This is a genomic window from Bradyrhizobium sp. 62B (assembly GCF_030272265.2).
GTDB lineage: Bacteria > Pseudomonadota > Alphaproteobacteria > Rhizobiales > Xanthobacteraceae > Bradyrhizobium.
In genome coordinates this window covers 337,768-358,570 of record NZ_CP092841.2, presented here as the reverse complement: position 1 = coordinate 358,570, position 20,803 = coordinate 337,768, and the positions used below count along the sequence as shown (strand labels likewise).

The following is a 20,803-nucleotide window of genomic DNA, read 5'->3' as shown; positions in this document are numbered from 1 at the left end:
TTGCCGATTCCGGCCTAGGATTTGTGTGCCAACCGGGCTAAACAGCCCTCCCCTGAGACAAACCGGGAAGCCCAAGATGGACAAGTTCACCACGCTGGAAGGCGTCGCGGCGCCGCTGAAGATCATCAATGTCGACACCGACATGATCATTCCGAAGCAGTACCTGAAGACCATCAAGCGCACCGGCCTTGGCAAGGGGCTGTTCTCCGAGCAACGCTACAAGGACGACGGCAGCGAGAACCCGGATTTCGTGCTGAACCAACCCGCCTATCGCAACGCGAAGGTGCTGGTCGCCGGTGACAATTTCGGCTGCGGCTCGAGCCGCGAGCACGCGCCCTGGGCGCTGCTCGACTTCGGCATCCGCTGCGTGATCTCGACCTCGTTCGGCGACATTTTCTACAACAACTGCTTCAAGAACGGCATCCTGCCGATCCGCGTCTCCCAGGAAGACCTCGACAAGCTGTTCGACGACGCCGAGCGCGGCGCCAACGCGACGCTGACGATCGACCTGCCGAACCAGGAGATCCGCGGCCCCGACGGCGGCAAGGTCAAGTTCGAGATCGACCCGTTCCGCAAGCATTGCCTGATCAACGGCCTCGACGACATCGGCCTGACGATGGAGAAGAAGGCCTCGATCGACTCTTACGAGGACAAGCTCAAGCGCGAACGCGCCTGGGCCTGAGACCGCTCTTTGCTTCGAGCCCCGGTGCCGTCAGCGCCGGGGCTTTTTCTTTGCCTTGGTTATCCCGTATAGCTTCGCCGCATGCTCCCCGAGATCGTCACCTTCTGGCATGGCCCGATGGACGCGCTGCGCCAGACCTGTCTGCGCTCGCAGTTGGCGGCCGGCCACAAGGTCACCGTCTACAGCTTCGACACCATTCCCGGCCTTCCCGCCGGCGTCGCCAACGCGGATGCCGAGGCGATCCTGCCGCATGCGTTCTCAGAACGGCTGCGGCCGCCGCAGCCCGATGGCAGCTGGCGCGACTGGACCATTCTGCAATTCAGCGACTTCTTCCGCATGAAGCTGATGGCGAAGGGCCTCGGCCTCTGGCTCGATGCCGACGTGCTGCTCCTGAAGCCCGTCGAGATCGATCCGGCAAAACCCTATTTCGCCTGGGAACGGCCGCGCCAGCTCGGCAATTCCGTGATCTATCTGCCGCCCGCGCACGGCATCGTCGCCGCCTTCGAAGAGCTGATGGAGCAGGAGGAGCTGACGCCGAACTGGCTGTCGATCCGCCATCGCGTCACCTTCATGATGCGCCGCCTGCGTGGCGGCTCGAACCGCCTCTCGGACATTCGCGTCGCGATCTACGGACCCGCAGCCCTGACCGCGCTGGCGCGCCGCACCGGCGAACTGGGACGCGCGCTGCCGAAGCAGTCGTTCTACGCGGTGCACGCCGAGCCGAAATTGTTCTTCGATCCCTCGAGCTATCTCGGCCTCGTCACCAGCCCCGAGATCATCGGCCTGCACATCTCGCCGAAGGGCCGCGGCGGCGAAAAGCCGATCCCGGGCAGCCTGTATGCCTGGGCGACGGAGCGGTTTGGCTAGGGATATGATCCACCGATGAGCAATCGGATTTTCCTTCACGGCGTACCGAATACCCCCGCAATTTGGCAGCCGCTGATCGACCAGCTAGGGCAACCTGTGACCACGCCCTGCTTGCCCAATTTCTGCGGGCCCGCGCCCGATGGCTTCGACTGCACCAAGGATGCCTATGCGCAGTGGCTCGTTGGATTCCTGGAAAGCCGATACAACAGCGAGGGTCCGATCGACTTGGTCGGCCACGATTGGGGAGCACTGCTTACGCTGCGGGCAGCATCGCTGCGTCCCGACTTGATCCGCTCATGGACGATCTGCGGTGCGGCGATCGATCCTGCCTATCGCGGCCACCTGCTCGCTCGACTTTGGAATACGCCCGTGGTCGGCGAAGTCATCATGGCGATGCCCTCACGTTCGACGATGGAACGTGGCTTCCGCCGCGGCGGAGTACCGGCCGAGCTGGCGCAGCATGAGGCATCGGCTTGGAGCCCGCTCATGCGTCGGGCGATCCTTGCGCTGTATCGCTCCGCGAACGGTCTACGCTTCGCAGGCGACTGGGTCGATCGCCTGCGCAACCTCCCGAAACGGGGCTTGGTGGTATGGGGCGGCCGTGACCCATACGTTTCCGTCTCCGTCGCAGAACGCTTTGCCGAGAAGCAAAGGTGCAAGGTTCACATCGAAGCGGATGCAGGCCATTGGCAGATCGTCGAGAAGGCTGAGACCATTGCCGGGGTTCTCCTGACGCACTGGCGCTCATGACTGCACCGCTCCACGGAGATCGCAGAGAGATTGGCCCTCCCTCGGGGTTCATACCAGTTTGATCCAGCGCAACGCGCCCCTGCATCATTGTGCTTAATTCGCTCCAGTTCCGCTGTCCGAAGGGAGCTTTCCATGAGCACCGCAAGCAGGCCATATCCGATCGTCCAGGACCTCATCGAGTCCTTTGCGAGCTGGCTGAAGCACCGCCGCGAGATGAACGAGATGCGGCAGCTCGACCGCGCCGATTTCGACCGGATCGCGAGCGATTTGCGGATCGCGCCCGACGATCTGGAAGAGCTGGTCCGTCACGGCAGGCATTCCGCCGACGAACTGCCGATGATGCTGCAGCAGCTCGGCATCAGCGCCGAAGGGCTCGGCCGCGCGCAGCCGCTGCTGCTCCGCGACATGGAGCGGGTCTGCACGCTGTGCAATCACAAGGGACAATGCGACCGCGATCTCGCCGACGGCACCGCCGCGGAGAATTATCGCGGCTATTGCGCCAATGCCTCGACGCTGGAATCGCTCGACCGCGCCGACGTCGCACCGCGCTGAGGCGGCGCAACGGATTTTCCGACCGGAGACGTCTGTCTCCATTTGCGTAGCGGAACGCGCGCGGACGCATCAGGCCGCCTGATCAAGCCCGATCGGCCATCGCAGCGGCCTCGGCCGCAGCGCGCTGCATGCTGGTCGACATCTCATTCGTCACCGTGCTCTGCTCCTCGATCGCCGCGGCGGTCGACGTCACGTATTCGCTGACATTGTTGATCGCCTGCTTGATCGCACTCAGGGCACTGACGACATCACCCGAGATCTGGTTGAGGCTGCCGATTTCCTGGGCGATCTTGTCGGTCGCCTGCTTGGCCTGGTTGGCGAGGCCCTTCACTTCGGAGGCGACCACTGCAAAGCCGCGGCCGGCTTCACCGGCACGCGCCGATTCGATCGTCGCGTTGAGCGCGAGCAGGTTGATCTGGCCGGTGATGTTGTTGATCATCTCGACGATCCCGCTCATCGCCTGCGCGGCGTCGGTGAGGCGCTGGGCCTGCGCGTCGGCCGAAGAGACCTGGTCCACCGCGCCGACCGCAGTTTCGCGCGACTTGGTCATGGCTTCGGAAATCTCCCGCACCGAGGCGTTGAGCTCTTCCGAACCGGCTGCGACCGATTCCATCATGGCGCGGACGCGCTCGTTGCCCATGCGGACCAGCACCTGCTTGGTGGTGTCGGTGGCGTATTTCACGACCTTGAACGGCTTGCCGTTGAGGTCGAGGATCGGATTGTAGGAGGCCTGGATATAGATCTCCTTGCCGCCCTTGCCGATGCGCTTGTATTCGGCCGCCTGGTATTCGCCGCGATTCAGCGCGGCCCAGAACTCGCGATAGGGCCCGCTCTCGCGCTCATTGGGCTCGACGAACATACTGTGATGCTGGCCCTTGATCTCGGCCAGGGAATAGCCGACTGCGCCCAGGAAATTGGCATTCGCCGTGATGATCGTGCCGTCCATGTTGAACTCGATCACGGCCTGGGCCTTGTCGATCGCCGCGATCTGACCGGCGAGATCGGCGTTCCGCAGCTTCTGCGCCGTGACGTCGGTTGCGAACTTGACGACGCCGAAGGGCTTGCCAGTGTCGTCCATCACCGGGTTATAGCTCGCCAAGATCCACACCTCGCGGCCGCCCTTGCCGATGCGCTTGAACTCGCCGGCCTGGTACTCACCGCGGTTGAGCTTCTCCCAGAACTCGCGATAGGCCGCGCTATCGCGGTCTGCCTGCGGCATGAACAGGCTGTGGTGCTTGCCCTCGATCTCGGCCAGCGAATAGCCGAGAGCCTTGCAGAAATTCTCGTTGGCGGTGACGACGGTGCCGTCGAGCTTGAACTCGATCACGGCTTGGGCCCGATTGATGGCGGCGAGCTTGGACGCATCGGCCATGCTGCGCAGCTTCTTCGCCGTGATCTCGGTTGCGATCTTGACCACCTTGACCGGCCTGCCGGCACCATCGAGCACCGGGTTGTACGACGCCTCGATCCAGATCTCATGGCCACCATTGGCGAGGCGCTTGAATTCGCCCGCCTGGAATTCGCCACGCCGCAGCGCCGCCCAGAACGCCTGATAATCCGCGCCCTCACGTTGGTCGACCGGCACGAACATGGAATGGTGCTTGCCCTGGATCTGATCGAGACCATAACCGAGCGCGGTCAGGAAGTTCTTGTTCGCCGTGACGATCGTACCGTCCATGGTGAACTCGATCATGGCCTGCGAGCGACCGACCGCATCAATCTGCGCCTGCGCATCGCCGTGGGACTTGCGACCAAACATTCTTTTTGCTCCGAAATTGTCGTTGCGTCCGCAACACATGCGCGAACCGGACATCAGCACGCATTGTCTCGCCGCGGAGCGCGCTCGGTTGGAGCGTCGCTCGACGGGCAAGCCGTGCGAATGAAGCAGGTATCTGAATCGAATTATCAGAGTATTTGTCCGATCGCAGACACAATGGCCGCATTTTGCCAGGCCGATTAACCTGACTGCGACACACGACCACCTCGGCCGCGTCGCTGGTGCTGAACTGCGAAGCTCACGCTAAATTCGTTATCGGTATTCGGCAAAACGTCGATCGCCAGACATCGAATGCGCAGCTCGGAAGCCCGCACATGGCTGGTCTGCGAGCGAAACGAAGCGATCTTCGTCGCACCAAAATCTCCGGCAATTTGTCGCAGGAGCGAGCAAGTGGCCGCATTTCGCTTGGCAACGGATCGTTCCGCTCGCTAGCTATTCCCTGCAATCTCCAATTGGTAGCGCTCGGATTCCGATTGGGTAGTTTGAGCGTTCGGGGAACTGATTTGGGCGCCGTCTCATACCTTGACCGCTATCCCTTGCTTCGATCGCGTGACAGCGAGTTCGCGCGCGATCGCCTGTTCTCGGCGTATGGTGCCGATCGGTTTGGCAAGCAGGGGCATGAATTCGGCATCCAGGCCAATTTTGCCCGCCTGAATTCCATCGGCCTCGCGTTCTGCGCCTATGACGGCGCGGCATCCCTGTCATTTCCTGAATCGCAGATCCTCCGCCAGTTCTTCTCCATCCAGGGAGCTGCGGGCTTCAGGACCAAGGGGAATAGCCGGCCTCTCGAGGCCTGGAGTCCGATCATCTCCGGAGACGCCAGGCTCGATCTCGACTTCGCACCGGGCTACCGCCAATTGGTGCTGAGGATCGATGTCCCGGCCATCTCGCGCCTGTTGAACAGCCTGCTCGGCGACGATTGCGGCATGACCTTGCGTTTCGCCTCGGGCGACGCCGACCCGGCGGTCATGACGCAGATGCGCCATGACGTTTTCAGATTTGCCGAGGAGCTGGAAAGGTTCGGGCAGGATTACTCGCCCATCGCCATCGCCGAACTCGAGCGGGCGCTGATGGTCCGGATTCTCCTGGCGCATCGACACAATTTCTCCGATCGGCTGCAGCGCTCCGCGCCGAGAACCAACCGATCCGTGGTCGACATCGTGGAGTCCTATATCGAGGCCCATTGGGACGAACCTCTCGATCTCCAGGTGATCGCCGAGGTCGCCAATGTGAGCTTGCGGACGGTGTTCCGGGAGTTCGCCGAGTCCGGACGGGGATCACCAGGCCAGTTCGCGCGGCGCGTCCGGCTTCATCGCGCGGCAGAGCTGTTGCGACGGCCTGATGCGCAGACCAGCGTGCTGGCCGTGGCGTTCAAATGCGGCTTTCGAAATCTCGGACGCTTCGCATCCGAATATCGTCAGGCCATCGGCGAGCTGCCATCCGAGACGCTGAAGAATTCGCGACGACGGCAATAAGGGACGCAGGCACGCGACAGCGGCGCCTCGCTGCGCGTGAGCGGCGCCTGGTCGCGAATGGCGCGGCGACGCGATAGGCCTTCAGCCCTTCCCCATCGCCGCGATCGCATCCGCGATGGCGATCGTGCGGCGGGCCATGTCGGCGTGCAGGCGCTCCACCATTGCACCATCGAGGCGGATCGCGCCGCGCGACGCATTCTCCGGCAGCTCGAATGCTGCGATGATTTTTCGCGCGCGCGCGACTTCCTCCGCCGGGGGCGTGAAGATCGCGTTGCAGGCGTCGATCTGCGAGGGGTGGATCAGCGTCTTGCCGTCGAAGCCGAGATCGCGGCCCTGCGCGCATTCGGTGGCGAAGCCGTCGGGGTTGGCGATGTCGCTGTAGGGGCCGTCGAGGATTTCGAGGCCATGAGCGCGGCTCGCCAGGATGCAATGGGTGATCATCGGGATCATCGCGGCGCGGCCGGGCAGCATCCTGATCCGCGTCTCGCGCGAGATGTCGTTGGGGCCGAACACGAAGCCTTCGAGCCGCCGCGACTTATCGCGCCCGGCCTCGGCGAGCTCCTCCGCATGCAGCACGGCCCGCGCGGTCTCGATCATGGCCCAGACCTTCACCGTCGGCGCCGCGCCGAGCTCGGTGAGACGCAGGCCGATGGTGTCGAGATCTTCGATGCTTGAAACTTTCGGAACCAGGATGCCGTCGGGCGAGGCCTTGGCGGCCATCGCGACGTCATCAGCCCACCAGGGCGTGTCGAGACCGTTGGTCCGGATCAGAATCTCGCGCTTGCCAAAGCCTTTGGCTGCAATCGCGGCGGCGATGCCGTCACGCGCCGCCGCTTTGGCATCGGGGGCGACGGAATCCTCGAGATCCAGGATGAGGCCGTCGGCGGCCAGATTGTGCGCCTTTTCCAGCGCGCGGGGATTGGAGCCTGGCATGAACAGATGGCTGCGGCGCGGGCGGGTCATGCGGGCGTTCCTTCCGGTTGTCTTGGCGGTTGTCTTGGCGGTTTCCTAGCGGCGTCCTGGCGGAGCGGATAGCACTTGGCCTGCCTATTCGAAAGGCTTGTTCACCCCAGCGGTATATGATTAGGCATAGGCCATGATGACATTCCCGAAGCATTTGCTGGAAGGCTACCAGGCCTTCGCCACCCAGCGGCTGCCGACCGAGCAGACCCGCTATCGCGAACTGTCGGTGAAGGGACAGTTCCCGGAAGTGATGGTGATCGGCTGCTGCGACAGCCGCGTCTCGCCCGAGGTGATCTTCGATGTCGGCCCGGGCGAATTGTTCGTGGTCCGCAACATCGCCAATCTGGTGCCGGTGTATCAGCCCGACGGCAACGCGCACGGCGTCTCGGCGGCGCTGGAATATGCGGTGACGGTGCTGAAGGTGAAGCACATCGTCATCCTCGGCCACGCCCAATGCGGCGGTATCCGCGCCTTCGTCGACAAGATCGAGCCGCTGACGCCCGGCGACTTCATCGGCAGATGGATGCAGATGTTCATCAAGCCGGGCGAGGTCGTCGAGCAGCGCGACCACGAGACCATGGCGCAGTTCGTCGAGCGCATCGAGAAGGCCGCGGTGTTCCGCAGCCTGGAAAACCTGATGACGTTCCCGTTCGTGCGCAAGGCCGTGGAGAGCGGCCAGATGCAGACCCACGGCGCCTATTTCGGCGTCGCGGAGGGATCGCTGTTCGTGCTGGACAAGACGAGCAAGGAATTCAAGAACGCGCGGGCCGTGGCGTAGGCCACCACTCTCGTAGGGCGGATTAGCGAAGCGTAATCCGCCGGCGTTCGTATCGCGAAGGGAAGTGGCGGATTACGCCAAGCGGACTGCGCTTCGCGCAGCCGCGGGCTAATCCGCCCTACGGCAGCGTCAGGCCGCCTTCTTCTTCGCGCTGATCAGCTTGCGGTTGATCAGGACTTCGGCGATCTGGATCGCGTTGAGGGCTGCGCCCTTGCGCAGATTGTCCGACACGCACCACAGCGCGAGGCCGTTCTCCACCGTCGCGTCCTCGCGGATGCGGCTGATATAGGTGGCGTCTTCGCCGGCCGCCTCATACGGCGTGGCGTAGCCGCCGGGCTCCTGCTTGTCGATGACGAGACAGCCAGGCGCCTTGCGCAGGATATCGCGGGCTTCGTCGGCGCTGATCGGATTCTCGAACTCGATGTTGACCGCCTCGGAATGGCCGACGAACACCGGCACCCGCACGCAGGTGGCGGAGAGCTTGATCCTGGGATCAAGGATCTTCTTGGTCTCCGCCATCATCTTCCACTCTTCCTTGGTGTAGCCGTCCTCCATGAAGACGTCGATCTGGGGGATGACGTTGAAGGCGATGCGCGCAGGAAACTTCTTATTGACGATCTCGCTGTTGGTGTAGACGGCCTTGGTCTGCGAGAACAATTCGTCCATCGCATCCTTGCCGGCGCCCGACACCGATTGATAGGTCGAGACCACGACGCGCTTGATGACCGCCTTGTCGTGCAAAGGCTTCAGCGCGACCACGAGCTGCGCGGTCGAGCAGTTCGGATTGGCGATGATGTTCTTCTTCTTGAAGCCTTCGGTCGCGGCCGCATTCACCTCGGGCACGATCAGCGGCACGTCCGGGTCCATGCGCCAGGCCGAGGAATTGTCGATCACCACCGCGCCGGCGGCGCCGATCTTCGGCGACCATTCCTTCGACACCGAGCCGCCCGCCGACATCAGGCAGATGTCGACATCGGAGAAATCAAAGTGCTCGAGCGCTTTGACCTTCAGGGTGCGGTCGCCATAGGAGACCTCGACGCCCATGCTGCGGCGAGAGGCGAGGGCCACGACCTCGTCCGCGGGGAATTTGCGCTCATCCAGGATGTTGAGCATTTCCCGTCCGACATTGCCGGTCGCGCCGACGACTGCGACTTTGTAACCCATCGTTCACTCTCCGATGAAAAAGCCCGTTCCTGAAGCTCGCGCTTAAACAGGAAGAGCAGCGCTTCTATGCGAGAACCGGCCTCAAGACAACGTGGGACCATGCCGGAAGGCCGTGGATGCAGTCGCCTGAGGCCAGCACGGCCGCAATCTCGACCCGGACCAGTCTCCATCTGGCATTGGCAGCCTTCGCCGACGAGGTGGTCGGCACGCTGGCGCGGCTGTTCGCCTATGTGGGGACGCTGGCGCTGTTTGCCATCCTCGGCCTTGCGGCGCTCGGCCAGCTGCCCGATTTGCGCGGCGATGAGCCGGCGCCGGGGAAGGGCTGGAGCGTGGCCGACCGTTCGCATCCGGCCTTCGCTCTTAGCCGGCTTGATTCGTCAGAGAAAACAGCCTCTTACACCATCCTTCGGCATCCCGCAGGCGGTCGCAGGGACGTCATGCGCTGGACCGGCGAAGCCGACAAGGTGCTGGCCGAGCTCGAGATTTACCGGGAGGGCGGCGAATTCGACTTGGGCCGTCCGGCAACCATGGACCTCGCCGTCCAGATGGGTCTGAACGCGGCGGCCCCGCTCGAGCAGGCCGGCCTGATCGACACCAAATTCGGCCCCGTGGCGCTGTTCCGGCCGATGGGCACGACGGGGACGCCGGCCTGCCTCGGCTACCTCAAGCGCAGCGAGGAGCCCGCCTTGCAGATCTCCGGCTTCTCCTGCCAGGGCGACACCCTGCCCGCCCAGCGTGCGGCCGTTGCCTGCACGCTGAACCGGCTGACGCTGCTCACCTCCGGCAACGAGCCGAAGCTGGCGGACCTGTTCGCCCGCGCCGAGCTGAAACGCCGGGCTTGCGACCTCCAGGGCTCGCCGGACTGGCTGCTCGGCGCCGCGAATGCGCAATTGCGCGGGGCGCTCTAGCCGCACCAAGCTCAAGTGGCTGGTATTGATGCAACTTTCGCCGGCGCGCGCGATTATTTTCGAGCTGGTGTGACCCAATAGACCTAGTTGCGCTCACCCCGGCCGGGCTAGTATGGGGTGACATCGACTGGCGGTGCGCCGCCTGAAGGGGACGTGATGAGCTCGAAATTCTCTGCCAAATTGGCGACCTTGTTTGCTGCGGGCGCCGTGATTGCCATGTCCTCCGTTCTGGCGACGCCGGCTTCGGCCGACAACAAGACCAAGCGCTATGACGAGCGCGGCCGGCACTATTACGGCCCGGCCGGCCCCAACGCCGTCTATCAGCAGGGCCGCACCCGCATCTATGTCAGCAAGCGCTCCTGGCTCGACGGCGGCACCGAGGTCAATCCGGGCGACCGCAAGTTCAGCGACTACGCCTTCCCGCCGGCCGTGGGCTATCCGTCCTTCGCCCGCGAGAACCTCAATCGCCCGATCGACCGCCAGCCGCTCTCGCCGCCGCAGGATGTCGGCGGCTATCCGCAGAATTTCCCGCTGTACTGAGCGGACGTCACGACCGAATCAAAAGGCCGGGCTCGCGCCCGGCTTTTTTTGTTTGGAGAGCTGCCTGCGCCTCACGCATTCGCCGCAGGATCATAACGCCGACAGAACTCCTCGATCGCCTCGGAGCGGAAATCGGCGAGACGTTCAAAGATGAGCTCGTCCGGCCAGTCCCACCAGGCAATGCGGCGCAAGCTTTCGGCGACCGCGTCGTCGAAGCGCTTGCGGATGGCGCGTGCCGGCACGCCGCCGACGATCGTGTAGGGCGCGACATCACGGCTGACGACCGCGCCTGCCGCGATCACCGCGCCGTCGCCGACGTTCACGCCCGGCAGCAGGATGGCGGCGTGGCCGATCCAGACATCGTTGCCGACGATGACGCGATCGCCGCGACGATCCGCGAAGAAGTCGCGGTCGCGGCTCGCCGACGCCTCGTAATATTCGGGGACATAAGTGAAGCGGTGCTGCGAGGGGCGGCCCATCGGATGATTGGGCGCGCCGATCCGCACCGAATTGGCGATGGCCGTGAACTTGCCGATCACGGCATCGGCGACGTCGCAATTCTCGCCAAGATAGGAATAGTCGCCGAGCGAGGCGTATTCGATGCGGGTGTTGGCGAGAATTTCGCAGCGGCGCCCGATCTGCGCTTCGCGCCGGCGCACCGTGTCATGGATGATGGTTTCCGCGATCTTGGGGCGGGCTGAATCCATGAGGCGGTCTCCAATGAGGCCGTAGCCCGGATGGAGCGAAGCGCAATCCGGAAAGGTCTGTCTACGGGGTGAGAACCCGGATTTCGCTTCGCTCCATCCGGGCTCCGATTCTTCCCGCCTTACCCGTGCAGCTTCTGCAATTCCTTCAAAATCGCTTCACCCATCTGCGTGGTCGAGGCAGCGGTCGTCCCCTCCGACTTGATGTCGGCGGTGCGCAGGCCGCTCGCCAGCACCGCGGCGATCGCGGCGTCGACCTTGTCGGCGAGATCGCCCATGTCGAAGGAGTAGCGCAGCGCCATGCCGAAGGACGAGATCATCGCGATGGGATTGGCGAGGCCTTGGCCTGCGATGTCAGGCGCCGAGCCGTGCACGGGCTCGTACAACGCCCGGCGCTTCTTGGTCTTGACATCGACCTCGCCGAGCGAGGCCGAGGGCAGCATGCCGAGCGAGCCGGTCAGCATCGCCGCGATGTCGGACAGCATGTCGCCGAACAGATTGTCGGTGACGATGACGTCGAACTGCTTCGGCCATTTCACCAGCATCATGCCGCCGGAATCGGCGAGCTGATGCTCGAGCGTGACGTCGGGATATTCGCGCTTGTGAACCTCTGTCATGACCTCGTTCCAGAGCACGCCGGACTTCATGACGTTGCGCTTCTCCATCGACGTCACCTTGTTCTTGCGCTTCCTGGCAAGCTCGAAGGCGACGCGGCCGATGCGCTCGATCTCATAGGTGTCGTAAACCTGGGTATCGATGGCGCGCTTCTGGCCATTGCCGAGATCGGTGATGGTCTTGGGCTCGCCGAAATAGACGCCGCCGGTGAGCTCGCGCACGATCATGATGTCGAGGCCCTCGACCGCCTCGCGCTTCAGGCTCGAAGCCTCGGCCAGCGCCGGGTAGCACACGGCGGGACGGAGGTTGGCGAACAGCGCGAGATCCTTGCGCAGGCGGAGCAGGCCGGCTTCCGGGCGCACCTCGTAGGGAACGGCATCCCATTTCGGGCCGCCGACCGCGCCGAAGATGATGGCGTCGGCGGCCAGCGCCTTGGCCATGTCGCCCTCGGAGATCGACACCTTGTGTGCGTCATAGGCGGAGCCGCCGACGAGGCCGGTATCGGTCTCGAACTTGGCGATCCCGGCCGAATTGAGCCAGTCGATCAGCCGCTTCACCTCGCCCATCACCTCGGGGCCGATACCGTCGCCGGGAAGCAGCAGCAGTTTGTGGGTCGCCATGGTCGTTCCTCTCAGGTCGAATTCGGCCGGAGTGCTAGAGCGGCGTTGCGCGCTTGGCAAGACACCATTGCCGGGGTGCGGCTGTGCAAGGCGGACGGGGCCTGCCACACTGCGAGGGCCGGAGATTCCCTTGCACGCCCCTGACCGCCCGCCCTACGCGCATCCCGCGCGGCTGATCCTGACGCTGTCGCTGGCCGCCACCGTCGGGCTCGGCATCGGCCGCTTTGCCTATGCGCTGGTGCTGCCCGACATGCGAGAGACCCTCGGCTGGTCCTACTCGGCGGCCGGATTCATGAACACCATCAACGCCGTCGGCTATCTCGTCGGCGCGCTCTTGGCGTCCCGCCTGATCCAGCGCGTCGGCTGGGCGGCCGCCATCCGAGGCGGAACCCTCGCCTGCGTCGCCGCGCTCGCGACGTGCGCGCTATCGGGGAATTTCGTCGCACTGAGCCTGGCGCGCCTCGTGCTCGGTCTCGGCGCTGCGGCCGGCTTCGTCGCCGGCGGGGCGCTCGCCGCCACCATCGCGCAGTCGCAGCCCACGCGGGCCAATTTCCTGCTCAGCCTGTTCTACGCCGGGCCCGGCATCGGCATTCTCGCCTCGGGGCTGATCGCCCCGTTCACGCTGCAATATTTCGGGCCGGGCTCGTGGTGGATCGTCTGGTGGGCACTGACGCTGCTCTCGGTCGCGATGACGATCCCGCTGTTCCTGATCCGCATCGAGAGCGATGTCCGCTTCTCGGAAGGCGGTCACGGCTCGTTCGCGATTTGGCCAGTGCTGATTTATCTGGCCGCCTACTTCCTGTTCGGCGCCGGCTACATCGCCTACATGACCTTCATGATCGCCTATGTGCGCGACGGCGGCGGCGGGGCCGCGGCGCAGGCGGGATTTTGGGGACTCATTGGCCTCTCCGCCTTCGTCACGCCCTGGGCCTGGCGCGGCGTGCTGGCGCTCGATCGCGGCGGGCTCGCCACCGCCATCATCCTCGGAACCAACGCGGCGGGCGCGGCCCTGCCGATGCTCGGGCATTCGCCGGCATGGCTTGCGGTCTCGGCCGTGGTGTTCGGCGTCGCCTTCTTCGCCGTGGTCGGCTCGACCACCGCCTTCGTGCGCTTCAACTATCCGCCGCAGGTGTGGCCGACCGCGATCGCCGCGATGACGATCTCGTTCGGCGTCGGCCAGACGCTCGGCCCGATCGTGGTCGGCGCGATCACGGATGCGCTGGGGAGCTTGAGCTACGCGCTCAACGTCTCGGCGGCATTGCTGGCGCTGGGTGCGGTGGCGGCGCTGTGTCAGCGGAAAGTGGGGCCGAAGAACTCGGTGCCGTAGCGCGATCAGCTCCCGCTGAACGAATTATACCCCTGGTCTTCCCAATAGCCGCCCTTGTAGTCGTTGGTGACTTCCATCGAGACCACGTATTTCGGGTTCTTGAAGCCCAGCTTGGTCGGCACGCGGATCTTCATCGGGAAGCCGTAGGCGCGCGGCAATATCTCGTTCGCATATTTGAACGTCATCTGGGTCTGCGGATGCAGCGCGCTGCGCATATCCAAGGGCGAATTGTAGCCCTCCTTGTCGGCGCATTGGAACCAGACATATTTCGCGCGCGTGTCCGCGCCGATCAGTTTCAGGAAATCGCGCAGGGGCGTGCCGGTCCAGCTGCCGATCGCGCTCCAGCCTTCGACGCAGATGTGACGGGTGATCTGCGTGACCTGCGGCAGCTTGTGGAGTTCGTCCAGCGTCCAGGACTTCTTGTTGTCGACGAGGCCACGGACCTCGAGCTTCCAGTCTGCGGCCGAGACATCAGGCGCGTCGTCGAGATCGTAATAGGCGTTGAACGGAAACGGCTTGGTGATCGCGCTCTCGGGGAAGGTCGGCGCCAGCGCGTCGGGATTGAAGATGAAAGCCTGCACCGCGTCGTTGAATTTCGAAACACTCTTCAGCATCTCCTCGGCCGAGGAGGAATCGACGACGTCGCAGCCGGTGAGCAATGTCAGGGCGCCGAGACTGGCGCCGCCGGCGATGAAGCGGCGGCGGGTGACGTCGGGCATGGTCTTGATGGAGTCCTTGATCAAGAGCCGCTTGTCGACGCCGGGGATCAAGAATGAACGCTTTGCCATGGCTGTGTTCTCCGCTCCGCTTTAGCGACCGATGATCATCGCGCGCAGGCTCTTCGGCACCAGCAGCGCGAGCAGGACGTGAACGACGAGGAAGGCGCAGATCGCGGCCATGCAGAAGAAATGGATGTAGCGCGCGGTCGGGTAGTCGCCGAACAGCGCAACGAGGTAATAGAGCTGCACCGGCTTCCACATGCCGAGGCCCGTGAGCACGATCAGCACGCCGACCAATATGATGCCGGCATAGAGCAGGCGCTGCACGTAATTATAGACGGTGAGATCGTCATGGCCGAGCTTGAAGGTCAGGGCAGCCCTGACGTCGTGGAGCACGCCTGACGGGGTGATTGGAAACAGCTTCTTGGCGAAGCGGCCGGTGGCAAAGCCGGTGACGAGATAGGCGAGGCCATTGAGCATCAACAGCCACATCGCGGCGAAATGCCAGAGCAGGCCGCCGCCGAGCCAGCCGCCCAGCGTGTAGTCGCGCGGAAAGGTGAAGCCGAACAGCGGCGAGGCGTTGTAGATCTGCCAGCCCGACAAGATCATCAGGATCATGGCAAGGGCGTTGATCCAATGCATGACCCGCACCCAGGCTGGCTGGATCACTTTGGCCTTGATGGCCCTGACCTGCTCATCGGTGACTGTGAGGCTCGCCATGATGGTTCCGTCCTGGAGGATCGCGTGTCGGGAATTATACGCCGGGTCGTTCGTTTTCGTTACGCCCTGCCAGCCATGGAATCGATGCCGTCAGGCTATTGTGGTCACAAAAAAGCGAGCCGGGTATCCCCGGCTCGCGGTCTGAAGCCATTCCTGTTCGGGGATGAAACAGGATCGCGCGGGGTTACGAGGCCGGCATCAGCACGGTGTCGACCACATGGATCACGCCGTTGGACTGGTTGACGTTGGAGATCGTGACCATCGAGGTGCCGCCCTTGGCATCGACGATCCAGACCTTGCCGTCCATCTTCTTGACCGTCAGCTCCTCGCCCTCGGCGGTCTTCAGCTTCTTGCCCTCGGTGAGGTCGGAAGCCTCGAGCTTGCCCGGCACGACATGGTAGGTGAGGATCTTGGTCAGCGTGGCCTTGTTCTCGGGCTTGACCAGATTGTCGACGGTGCCGGCCGGCAGCTTGCCGAAGGCGGCGTTGGTGGGCGCGAACACCGTGAACGGGCCCTTGCCCTCCAGCGTCGGCACGAGGCCAGCCGCCTTCACCGCCGCGACCAGCGTGGTGTGGTCCTTCGAGTTGACCGCGTTCTGCACGATGTTCTTCGAGGGGAACATCGCGGCGCCGCCGACCATGACGGTCTTTTCTTCGGCACTCGCCGGCGCGACGATGGTCGCGGTGATGGCCAGGGCGCTGAAGGCGGCGGCAGCGAGATAGGCAATGCGCTTCGACATGGAGAGTCTCCCGATTGGATTGTGACCGGCGATGGCCGGTGTTGGGTTGGGGCAACAACGGCGACTGCGACAATTTGGGGCGATGCAGCAGTGCCGTCGTTGGACCGAACTACGGGAGGGTTTGGCGTGCGGTTTCGGAGAAAAATTCTTTGTGATGCGTGAAACTCTGGGGCGGCGTGCCCGTGGGGGTACGCCAAGCAGACGGTGCCGTAGGGTGCCCGTTGAGACAGTGCTCGCTCAATCCCTGTTGTTCGGCGTCTGGATGAATCCGCGATTATGCGTCGGGCTGATCAACACCTCGTTGATGCAGACGCGGGCCGGCATGCTCGCGATGAACGCGATGGTGCGGCCGAGATCTTCCGGTTGCAGCATCTTCGCCTGCTCCGCTTCGCTCGGCACCACCGGGCGCAGCTTCAGGATCGGCGTCGCGACCTCGCCAGGCATCAGGCAGCAGGCGCGCAGGCCGTTGACGCACTCGTCCATGTTGAAGGAATGGGTCAGCGCCAGCACCGCATGCTTGGTCGTGGTGTAGGCCGGGCCCGGCATCTTCGAGACGTGGCGGCCGGCCCAGGACGAGACGTTGATGATGGCGCCGTCCTGCTGCTTGCGCATCGTCGGCAGCACCGCGCGCATGCAATAGAGCACGCCGTTAAGGTTGACCTGGACCAGCTGGTCCCAGCCCTCCAGCTCCATGTCCTTCCAGCTGCGCTTGGGAACATTGATGCCGGCATTGTTGACCAGCAGATCGATGCGGCCGTGCCTGGCGACGATCTGATCGGCAGCCTTCTGGGCCTCGGTCGCGTTGGAGACATCAAGCGCGAGCGCCTCGGCGGCGCCGCCCGCCTTGATGATCTTCGCCACCACGGTATCCAGGGCCGACTGGCGCCGGCCCGACACCACCACCATCCAGCCGTCGGCCGCCAATGCCTCCGCGCCGGCCTCCCCGATCCCGCTGCCGCCGCCCGTGACCCAGGCCACGCGTTTCCCAATTTTGGTCATGCAAACTGTCTCCGTTGCTTCATCGGGGCGGTTTTTGCTAATCCAGCCCTCGGTTTGACCGGCCTTGTCAGCCTTGCGGTCGAGGAATTCTTGCATGAACCCAGCAGCCAACGCCAATCTGTTTTCCCGCCTGTTCGATGGCCTGGACGATCCCAACCGCCTCGCGATCGAGACGCAGGACGGGGTTCGCATCAGCTATGGCGATCTGATCGCGCGGGCCGGGCAGATGGCGAACGTGCTGGTCGCGCGCGGCGTGAAGCCCGGCGACCGCGTCGCGGTGCAAGTCGAAAAATCGGTTGCCAATATCGTGCTCTATCTCGGCACGGTCAGGGCCGGCGCGGTCTACCTGCCGCTCAACACCGCCTATACGCTGAACGAGCTCGATTATTTCATCGGCGACGCCGAGCCGTCGCTGGTGGTCTGCGATCCCGCCAAGGCCGAAGGCCTCGCCCCGATCGCCGCCAAGGTGAAGGCCAAGGTCGAGACGCTCGGGCCTGACGGCAAGGGCTCGCTGACGGATGCCGCCGAGAAGGCGAGCAGCGAGTTTACGACGGTGCCGCGCGAAAACGACGATCTCGCCGCAATCCTCTACACCTCGGGAACCACCGGCCGTTCCAAGGGCGCGATGCTCAGCCACGACAATCTCGCCTCGAACTCGCTCTCGCTGGTCGGCTATTGGCGCTTCACCGACAAGGACGTCCTGATCCACGCGCTGCCGATCTATCACACGCACGGCCTGTTCGTGGCGACCAACGTGACGCTGTTTTCGCGAGCGTCGATGATCTTCCTGCCAAAACTCGATCCGGACCTCATCATCAAGTTGATGGCGCGCGCCACGGTGCTGATGGGCGTGCCGACCTTCTACACGCGGCTGCTGCAGAACCCCGCACTGTCGCACGACACCACGAAGCACATGCGGCTGTTCATCTCGGGCTCGGCGCCGCTGCTGGCCGAGACGCATCGCGAATGGTCGGCGCGCACGGGCCACGCGGTGCTCGAGCGCTACGGCATGACCGAGACCAACATGAACACGTCGAACCCCTATGACGGCGAGCGCGTGCCCGGCGCGGTCGGCTTCCCGCTTCCCGGCGTCTCGGTGCGCGTGACCGAGCCCGAGACGGGCAAGGAATTGCCGCGCGACGAGATCGGCATGATCGAGGTGAAGGGGCCGAACGTCTTCAAGGGATACTGGCGCATGCCGGAGAAGACCAAGGCTGAATTCCGGCCCGACGGCTTCTTCATCACCGGCGATCTCGGCAAGATCGACGCCAAGGGCTATGTCCACATCCTCGGCCGCGGCAAGGATCTCGTGATCTCCGGCGGCTTCAACGTCTACCCCAAGGAAATCGAGAGCGAGATCGACGCCATGCCGGGCGTGATCGAGTCCGCCGTGATCGGCGTGCCGCACGCCGATTTCGGCGAGGGCGTCACGGCGGTGCTGGTGCGCCAGCCCGGCGCGAGCATCGACGAAGCGGCCGTGCTCAAGGGCCTCGACGGACGGCTCGCGAAATTCAAGATGCCCAAGCGCGTCTTCGTCGTCGACGAGCTGCCGCGCAATACGATGGGCAAGGTGCAGAAGAACGTGCTGCGCGAGACGTACAAGGATATTTACGCGAAGAAGTGAGGGGGCACGCTCTCTCGCCGTCATTGCGAGGGGCTCTTGCGACGAAGCAATCTAGGCTTTCGCAGTGCAGAGATTTCTGGATTGCTTCGTTTCGCTCGCAACGACGGAGTATGCGGCGGCTACAGCCCGCCCACCAAGCTCAGTACAAACCGGCTGCCCACGATAAACAGATAACACCCGAACGCCACCTCCAGCGTGCGCTTGGACATCGCATGCGCGGCTCTCACGCCGAGCGGCGCGGTGACGAGGCTCATCGGCATCACCAGTACGGCGCCGATCAGCGAGACATAGCCGAGCGCGAACGGCACTTGCAGTGCGGCGACGGCCGGATAGTTCGCCGCCGCCGGCCAGCCGGCGTAGATGTAGCCGAGCGCGCCGGGGATCGAGATCAGCACGGCGAGCGCCGACGAGGTCGCCACCGCCTGATGAATCGGCCGGCCGTAGAACGTCATCAACAGATTCGAGAACAGGCCGCCGCCGATGCCCATCAGCGTCGAGAGAATGCCGACGCAGAAGCCGTAGGCGCGCATCAAGGGACCCTTCGGCAGATCCTCGCCGAACCGCCAGCCCTCGCGCGCGAAGATGAGACGCGCTGCCGCCGAATAGGCGACACAGACGAACACGATCTTGAACAGCCGCTCCGGCGCGTAGCGCGCGATCACACTGCCGGCGACGACGCCGGCCACGATCGGCAGCCACCACGCGCGCAGGATCGTCATGTCGACGGCGCCGCGCTTGTAATGCGCCTGGAACGAACGGATCGAGGTCGGAATGATCACGGCGAGCGAGGTGCCGATGCAGAGCGGCATGCGCACTTCGAGCGGTACGCCGGCGATGCGGAAGCATTCGTAGAACACCGGCACCAGGATCGCGCCGCCGCCGATGCCGAACACGCCCGCCAGAAACCCTGAGAGCGCGCCGGTTGCGATCAACAGCAGCGCGAGCTCGACGATGTCCTTGATATCGAGTCCTGCAATCACCCCTGACCTGCCCCGGCGACTGGTCGCAGCGGCTCGCTTCCGAGAACTGCGTACGGAGCATTAGGCGATCTGATTCCCGCGGTCGACACGCCGGGCTTCCCGGCTGGGGTGGAATGCAGGGCGTGCATATCCAAGACCGGATCGAACCGGCCACCTCGAGGACGCAGAATGGCGCGCGCACATGGGGTGGACGCCGCCGCCGGGCCCCCTCGGCCGGTTTGGACGGCATGGTCCGTTTAGATGCGTTCCAATAGCAATTTCAACGAACCTCGCAGCCCTCACAATAAATGAATTGATATTCGGAACTTCATTGGCGGACAGGCATGCTGGTATACCAAGGCCCTGATTGGGCTTGCATCATCAAGGCTCTAGGGCTGAACGACGGTTCGATTTATGGCGATTTGGTGATTGCGCGGGCCAAATCGACTCCGTAAATAGAGCCGACCTTTCCGATCCCCGCGCGCCCCCTGCTGGGCCGCAAGACAACATCAAAGCCCATGACCGCACGGATCGAACGACCGCTCTCGCCACACATGCAAGTCTACCGCTGGACGCTGACGATGGCGCTGTCCATCGTCCATCGCGCCACCGGCATCGCCCTTTACGTCGGCACCCTGCTGCTGGCCTGGTGGCTGATCGCAGCGGCCTCCGGCCCGGCCGCCTATTCCCATGTCCAGGCCTTCACCGGCAGCATCATCGGCCGTCTGATCGTGTTCGGCTACACCTGGGCGCTGATGCACCACATGCTGAGCGGCATCCGGCATTTCGTCTGGGACCTCGGCTACGGCTTCAAGGCCAATGAGCGGGAAGCGCTGACCTGGGGCGCACTGATCGGCGGCATCGCGCTGACCGTGCTGGTCTGGATCATCGCCTATGCGATCGGAGGCGGCCGATGAGCTCAGCCGACACGCCCAAGCGCAGCATGCGCACGCCGCTCGGCCGCGTCCGCAATCTCGGCGCGGCACATTCCGGCACCTCCGATTTCTGGCGCCAGCGCATCACGGCCGTCGCCATGACACTGCTGATGATTCCGGTGATCGTGATCGTCATGATGCTGCTCGGCCGTAATCAGGCCGGCGCCGCGCAGATCCTCGGCTCGCTGCCGATCGCGGTGATCCTGCTGCTCTTCATCTTCGCCAGCGCCTGGCACATGAAGATCGGCATGCAGGTCGTGATCGAGGACTACGTCCATAACGAGAAGCTGAAGCTCGTCTCGATCATGCTCAACAATTTCTTCTCGGTCGCCGTCGCGCTCGCCTCGACCTACGCGATCCTGAAACTGTCCTCCGGAGTGTAACCC

The 20,803-nt window shown here is 64.1% G+C and carries 22 protein-coding genes; 12 read left to right on the top strand and 10 right to left on the bottom strand.

Annotated features, from left to right (window positions below; translation table 11 throughout):
• Positions 1–76 precede the first annotated feature (76 nt).
• The 4 genes from leuD to ML401_RS01700 all read left to right on the top strand — a co-directional run bounded on the left by leuD (position 77) and on the right by ML401_RS01700 (position 2,851).
• Positions 77–682, top strand: a complete 606-nt coding sequence (leuD, locus tag ML401_RS01715) for a 3-isopropylmalate dehydratase small subunit (protein WP_027573022.1) — start codon at positions 77–79, stop codon at positions 680–682.
• Positions 683–763: 81 nt separating this feature from the next.
• A complete protein-coding gene (locus tag ML401_RS01710) occupies positions 764–1,549 on the top strand; it encodes a hypothetical protein (RefSeq protein ID WP_211415104.1) in 786 nt (261 codons plus the stop codon).
• Between the two features lie 15 nt (positions 1,550–1,564).
• Positions 1,565–2,299 (top strand): alpha/beta fold hydrolase, encoded by a 735-nt coding sequence (locus ML401_RS01705; RefSeq protein WP_212068931.1) that lies wholly within the window; start codon positions 1,565–1,567, stop codon positions 2,297–2,299.
• Between the two features lie 132 nt (positions 2,300–2,431).
• Positions 2,432–2,851 carry a hypothetical protein gene (locus ML401_RS01700; protein ID WP_212068930.1) on the top strand — a complete coding sequence of 140 codons (420 nt, stop codon included), beginning with the start codon at positions 2,432–2,434 and terminating at the stop codon, positions 2,849–2,851.
• 82 nt (positions 2,852–2,933) lie between these two features.
• On the opposite strand, the gene ML401_RS01695 is transcribed toward ML401_RS01700, so the two are convergent.
• Positions 2,934–4,610, bottom strand: a complete 1,677-nt coding sequence (locus ML401_RS01695; RefSeq protein WP_285809353.1) for a PAS domain-containing methyl-accepting chemotaxis protein — start codon at positions 4,608–4,610, stop codon at positions 2,934–2,936.
• Between the two features lie 521 nt (positions 4,611–5,131).
• Between ML401_RS01695 and ML401_RS01690 the strand changes: the two genes are divergently transcribed.
• The gene (locus ML401_RS01690; RefSeq protein ID WP_194405399.1) at positions 5,132–6,103 is read left to right on the top strand and encodes an AraC family transcriptional regulator; all 972 of its coding nucleotides are present in this window, start codon (positions 5,132–5,134) and stop codon (positions 6,101–6,103) included.
• A gap of 81 nt (positions 6,104–6,184) precedes the next feature.
• Here ML401_RS01690 and ML401_RS01685 read toward each other — a convergent pair whose 3' ends face one another.
• Positions 6,185–7,066 (bottom strand): CoA ester lyase, encoded by an 882-nt coding sequence (locus tag ML401_RS01685; RefSeq protein ID WP_285809351.1) that lies wholly within the window; start codon positions 7,064–7,066, stop codon positions 6,185–6,187.
• 133 nt (positions 7,067–7,199) lie between these two features.
• On the opposite strand from ML401_RS01685, the gene ML401_RS01680 reads away from it, so the two are divergent.
• Positions 7,200–7,844, top strand: a complete 645-nt coding sequence (locus ML401_RS01680) for a carbonic anhydrase (protein WP_211415107.1) — start codon at positions 7,200–7,202, stop codon at positions 7,842–7,844.
• 129 nt (positions 7,845–7,973) lie between these two features.
• Here the strand turns inward: ML401_RS01680 and ML401_RS01675 are convergent, their stop codons facing one another.
• Positions 7,974–9,008, bottom strand: coding sequence for an aspartate-semialdehyde dehydrogenase (locus tag ML401_RS01675; protein ID WP_211415108.1), 1,035 nt, complete (start codon positions 9,006–9,008; stop codon positions 7,974–7,976).
• A 116-nt stretch (positions 9,009–9,124) separates the two neighbouring features.
• Here ML401_RS01675 and ML401_RS01670 point away from each other — a divergent pair, with 116 nt between their 5' ends.
• Both ML401_RS01670 and ML401_RS01665 read left to right on the top strand, forming a co-directional pair.
• Positions 9,125–9,916, top strand: a complete 792-nt coding sequence (locus ML401_RS01670) for a hypothetical protein (protein ID WP_285809349.1) — start codon at positions 9,125–9,127, stop codon at positions 9,914–9,916.
• 156 nt (positions 9,917–10,072) lie between these two features.
• Entirely contained in the window at positions 10,073–10,456 is a 384-nt protein-coding gene (locus ML401_RS01665; protein WP_211415110.1) for a hypothetical protein, read from the top strand.
• 71 nt (positions 10,457–10,527) lie between these two features.
• Here the strand turns inward: ML401_RS01665 and ML401_RS01660 are convergent, their stop codons facing one another.
• Positions 10,528–11,163, bottom strand: coding sequence for a DapH/DapD/GlmU-related protein (locus tag ML401_RS01660; protein WP_259218477.1), 636 nt, complete (start codon positions 11,161–11,163; stop codon positions 10,528–10,530).
• A 119-nt stretch (positions 11,164–11,282) separates the two neighbouring features.
• A complete protein-coding gene (leuB, locus tag ML401_RS01655) occupies positions 11,283–12,395 on the bottom strand; it encodes a 3-isopropylmalate dehydrogenase (protein ID WP_211415112.1) in 1,113 nt (370 codons plus the stop codon).
• 130 nt (positions 12,396–12,525) lie between these two features.
• On the opposite strand from leuB, the gene ML401_RS01650 reads away from it, so the two are divergent.
• Complete coding sequence (locus tag ML401_RS01650; RefSeq protein ID WP_211415113.1) at positions 12,526–13,722, top strand: YbfB/YjiJ family MFS transporter; 1,197 nt, start codon at positions 12,526–12,528, stop codon at positions 13,720–13,722.
• A gap of 5 nt (positions 13,723–13,727) precedes the next feature.
• Here the strand turns inward: ML401_RS01650 and ML401_RS01645 are convergent, their stop codons facing one another.
• The 4 genes from ML401_RS01645 to ML401_RS01630 all read right to left on the bottom strand — a co-directional run bounded on the left by ML401_RS01645 (position 13,728) and on the right by ML401_RS01630 (position 16,899).
• Positions 13,728–14,510, bottom strand: coding sequence for a molybdopterin-binding protein (locus ML401_RS01645; RefSeq protein WP_285809345.1), 783 nt, complete (start codon positions 14,508–14,510; stop codon positions 13,728–13,730).
• A gap of 21 nt (positions 14,511–14,531) precedes the next feature.
• Complete coding sequence (locus ML401_RS01640; RefSeq protein ID WP_194405389.1) at positions 14,532–15,161, bottom strand: cytochrome b/b6 domain-containing protein; 630 nt, start codon at positions 15,159–15,161, stop codon at positions 14,532–14,534.
• 184 nt (positions 15,162–15,345) lie between these two features.
• Positions 15,346–15,900 carry a fasciclin domain-containing protein gene (locus tag ML401_RS01635; protein WP_063198540.1) on the bottom strand — a complete coding sequence of 185 codons (555 nt, stop codon included), beginning with the start codon at positions 15,898–15,900 and terminating at the stop codon, positions 15,346–15,348.
• 237 nt (positions 15,901–16,137) lie between these two features.
• Positions 16,138–16,899 (bottom strand): SDR family oxidoreductase, encoded by a 762-nt coding sequence (locus ML401_RS01630; RefSeq protein ID WP_211415115.1) that lies wholly within the window; start codon positions 16,897–16,899, stop codon positions 16,138–16,140.
• A gap of 94 nt (positions 16,900–16,993) precedes the next feature.
• Here ML401_RS01630 and ML401_RS01625 point away from each other — a divergent pair, with 94 nt between their 5' ends.
• Entirely contained in the window at positions 16,994–18,523 is a 1,530-nt protein-coding gene (locus tag ML401_RS01625) for a malonyl-CoA synthase (protein WP_285809339.1), read from the top strand.
• Between the two features lie 119 nt (positions 18,524–18,642).
• Here the strand turns inward: ML401_RS01625 and ML401_RS01620 are convergent, their stop codons facing one another.
• The gene (locus ML401_RS01620; protein WP_285809338.1) at positions 18,643–19,503 is read right to left on the bottom strand and encodes a sulfite exporter TauE/SafE family protein; all 861 of its coding nucleotides are present in this window, start codon (positions 19,501–19,503) and stop codon (positions 18,643–18,645) included.
• A 497-nt stretch (positions 19,504–20,000) separates the two neighbouring features.
• Here ML401_RS01620 and sdhC point away from each other — a divergent pair, with 497 nt between their 5' ends.
• Together sdhC and sdhD are read left to right on the top strand one after the other, a co-directional pair.
• A complete protein-coding gene (gene sdhC, locus ML401_RS01615) occupies positions 20,001–20,399 on the top strand; it encodes a succinate dehydrogenase, cytochrome b556 subunit (protein WP_194405384.1) in 399 nt (132 codons plus the stop codon).
• Complete coding sequence (sdhD, locus tag ML401_RS01610; protein ID WP_194405383.1) at positions 20,396–20,800, top strand: succinate dehydrogenase, hydrophobic membrane anchor protein; 405 nt, start codon at positions 20,396–20,398, stop codon at positions 20,798–20,800. The genes sdhC and sdhD overlap by 4 nt, the downstream gene beginning before the upstream one ends.
• Positions 20,801–20,803 lie beyond the last annotated feature (3 nt).

Bases quoted from the DNA above. Each gene is read 5' to 3' on its own strand.
- ML401_RS01665 (WP_211415110.1), top strand. From the start codon at position 10,073: ATGAGCTCGAAATTCTCTGCCAAATTGGCGACCTTGTTTGCTGCGGGC.
- ML401_RS01710 (WP_211415104.1), top strand. From the start codon at position 764: ATGCTCCCCGAGATCGTCACCTTCTGGCATGGCCCGATGGACGCGCTG.
- ML401_RS01625 (WP_285809339.1), top strand. From the start codon at position 16,994: ATGAACCCAGCAGCCAACGCCAATCTGTTTTCCCGCCTGTTCGATGGC.
- ML401_RS01685 (WP_285809351.1), bottom strand. From the start codon at position 7,066: ATGACCCGCCCGCGCCGCAGCCATCTGTTCATGCCAGGCTCCAATCCC.
- ML401_RS01700 (WP_212068930.1), top strand. From the start codon at position 2,432: ATGAGCACCGCAAGCAGGCCATATCCGATCGTCCAGGACCTCATCGAG.
- sdhC (WP_194405384.1), top strand. From the start codon at position 20,001: ATGACCGCACGGATCGAACGACCGCTCTCGCCACACATGCAAGTCTAC.
- ML401_RS01680 (WP_211415107.1), top strand. From the start codon at position 7,200: ATGATGACATTCCCGAAGCATTTGCTGGAAGGCTACCAGGCCTTCGCC.
- ML401_RS01670 (WP_285809349.1), top strand. From the start codon at position 9,125: ATGCAGTCGCCTGAGGCCAGCACGGCCGCAATCTCGACCCGGACCAGT.
- ML401_RS01640 (WP_194405389.1), bottom strand. From the start codon at position 15,161: ATGGCGAGCCTCACAGTCACCGATGAGCAGGTCAGGGCCATCAAGGCC.
- ML401_RS01635 (WP_063198540.1), bottom strand. From the start codon at position 15,900: ATGTCGAAGCGCATTGCCTATCTCGCTGCCGCCGCCTTCAGCGCCCTG.
- leuB (WP_211415112.1), bottom strand. From the start codon at position 12,395: ATGGCGACCCACAAACTGCTGCTGCTTCCCGGCGACGGTATCGGCCCC.
- ML401_RS01660 (WP_259218477.1), bottom strand. From the start codon at position 11,163: ATGGATTCAGCCCGCCCCAAGATCGCGGAAACCATCATCCATGACACG.
- ML401_RS01675 (WP_211415108.1), bottom strand. From the start codon at position 9,008: ATGGGTTACAAAGTCGCAGTCGTCGGCGCGACCGGCAATGTCGGACGG.
- ML401_RS01695 (WP_285809353.1), bottom strand. From the start codon at position 4,610: ATGTTTGGTCGCAAGTCCCACGGCGATGCGCAGGCGCAGATTGATGCG.
- leuD (WP_027573022.1), top strand. From the start codon at position 77: ATGGACAAGTTCACCACGCTGGAAGGCGTCGCGGCGCCGCTGAAGATC.
- ML401_RS01705 (WP_212068931.1), top strand. From the start codon at position 1,565: ATGAGCAATCGGATTTTCCTTCACGGCGTACCGAATACCCCCGCAATT.
- sdhD (WP_194405383.1), top strand. From the start codon at position 20,396: ATGAGCTCAGCCGACACGCCCAAGCGCAGCATGCGCACGCCGCTCGGC.
- ML401_RS01630 (WP_211415115.1), bottom strand. From the start codon at position 16,899: ATGACCAAAATTGGGAAACGCGTGGCCTGGGTCACGGGCGGCGGCAGC.
- ML401_RS01645 (WP_285809345.1), bottom strand. From the start codon at position 14,510: ATGGCAAAGCGTTCATTCTTGATCCCCGGCGTCGACAAGCGGCTCTTG.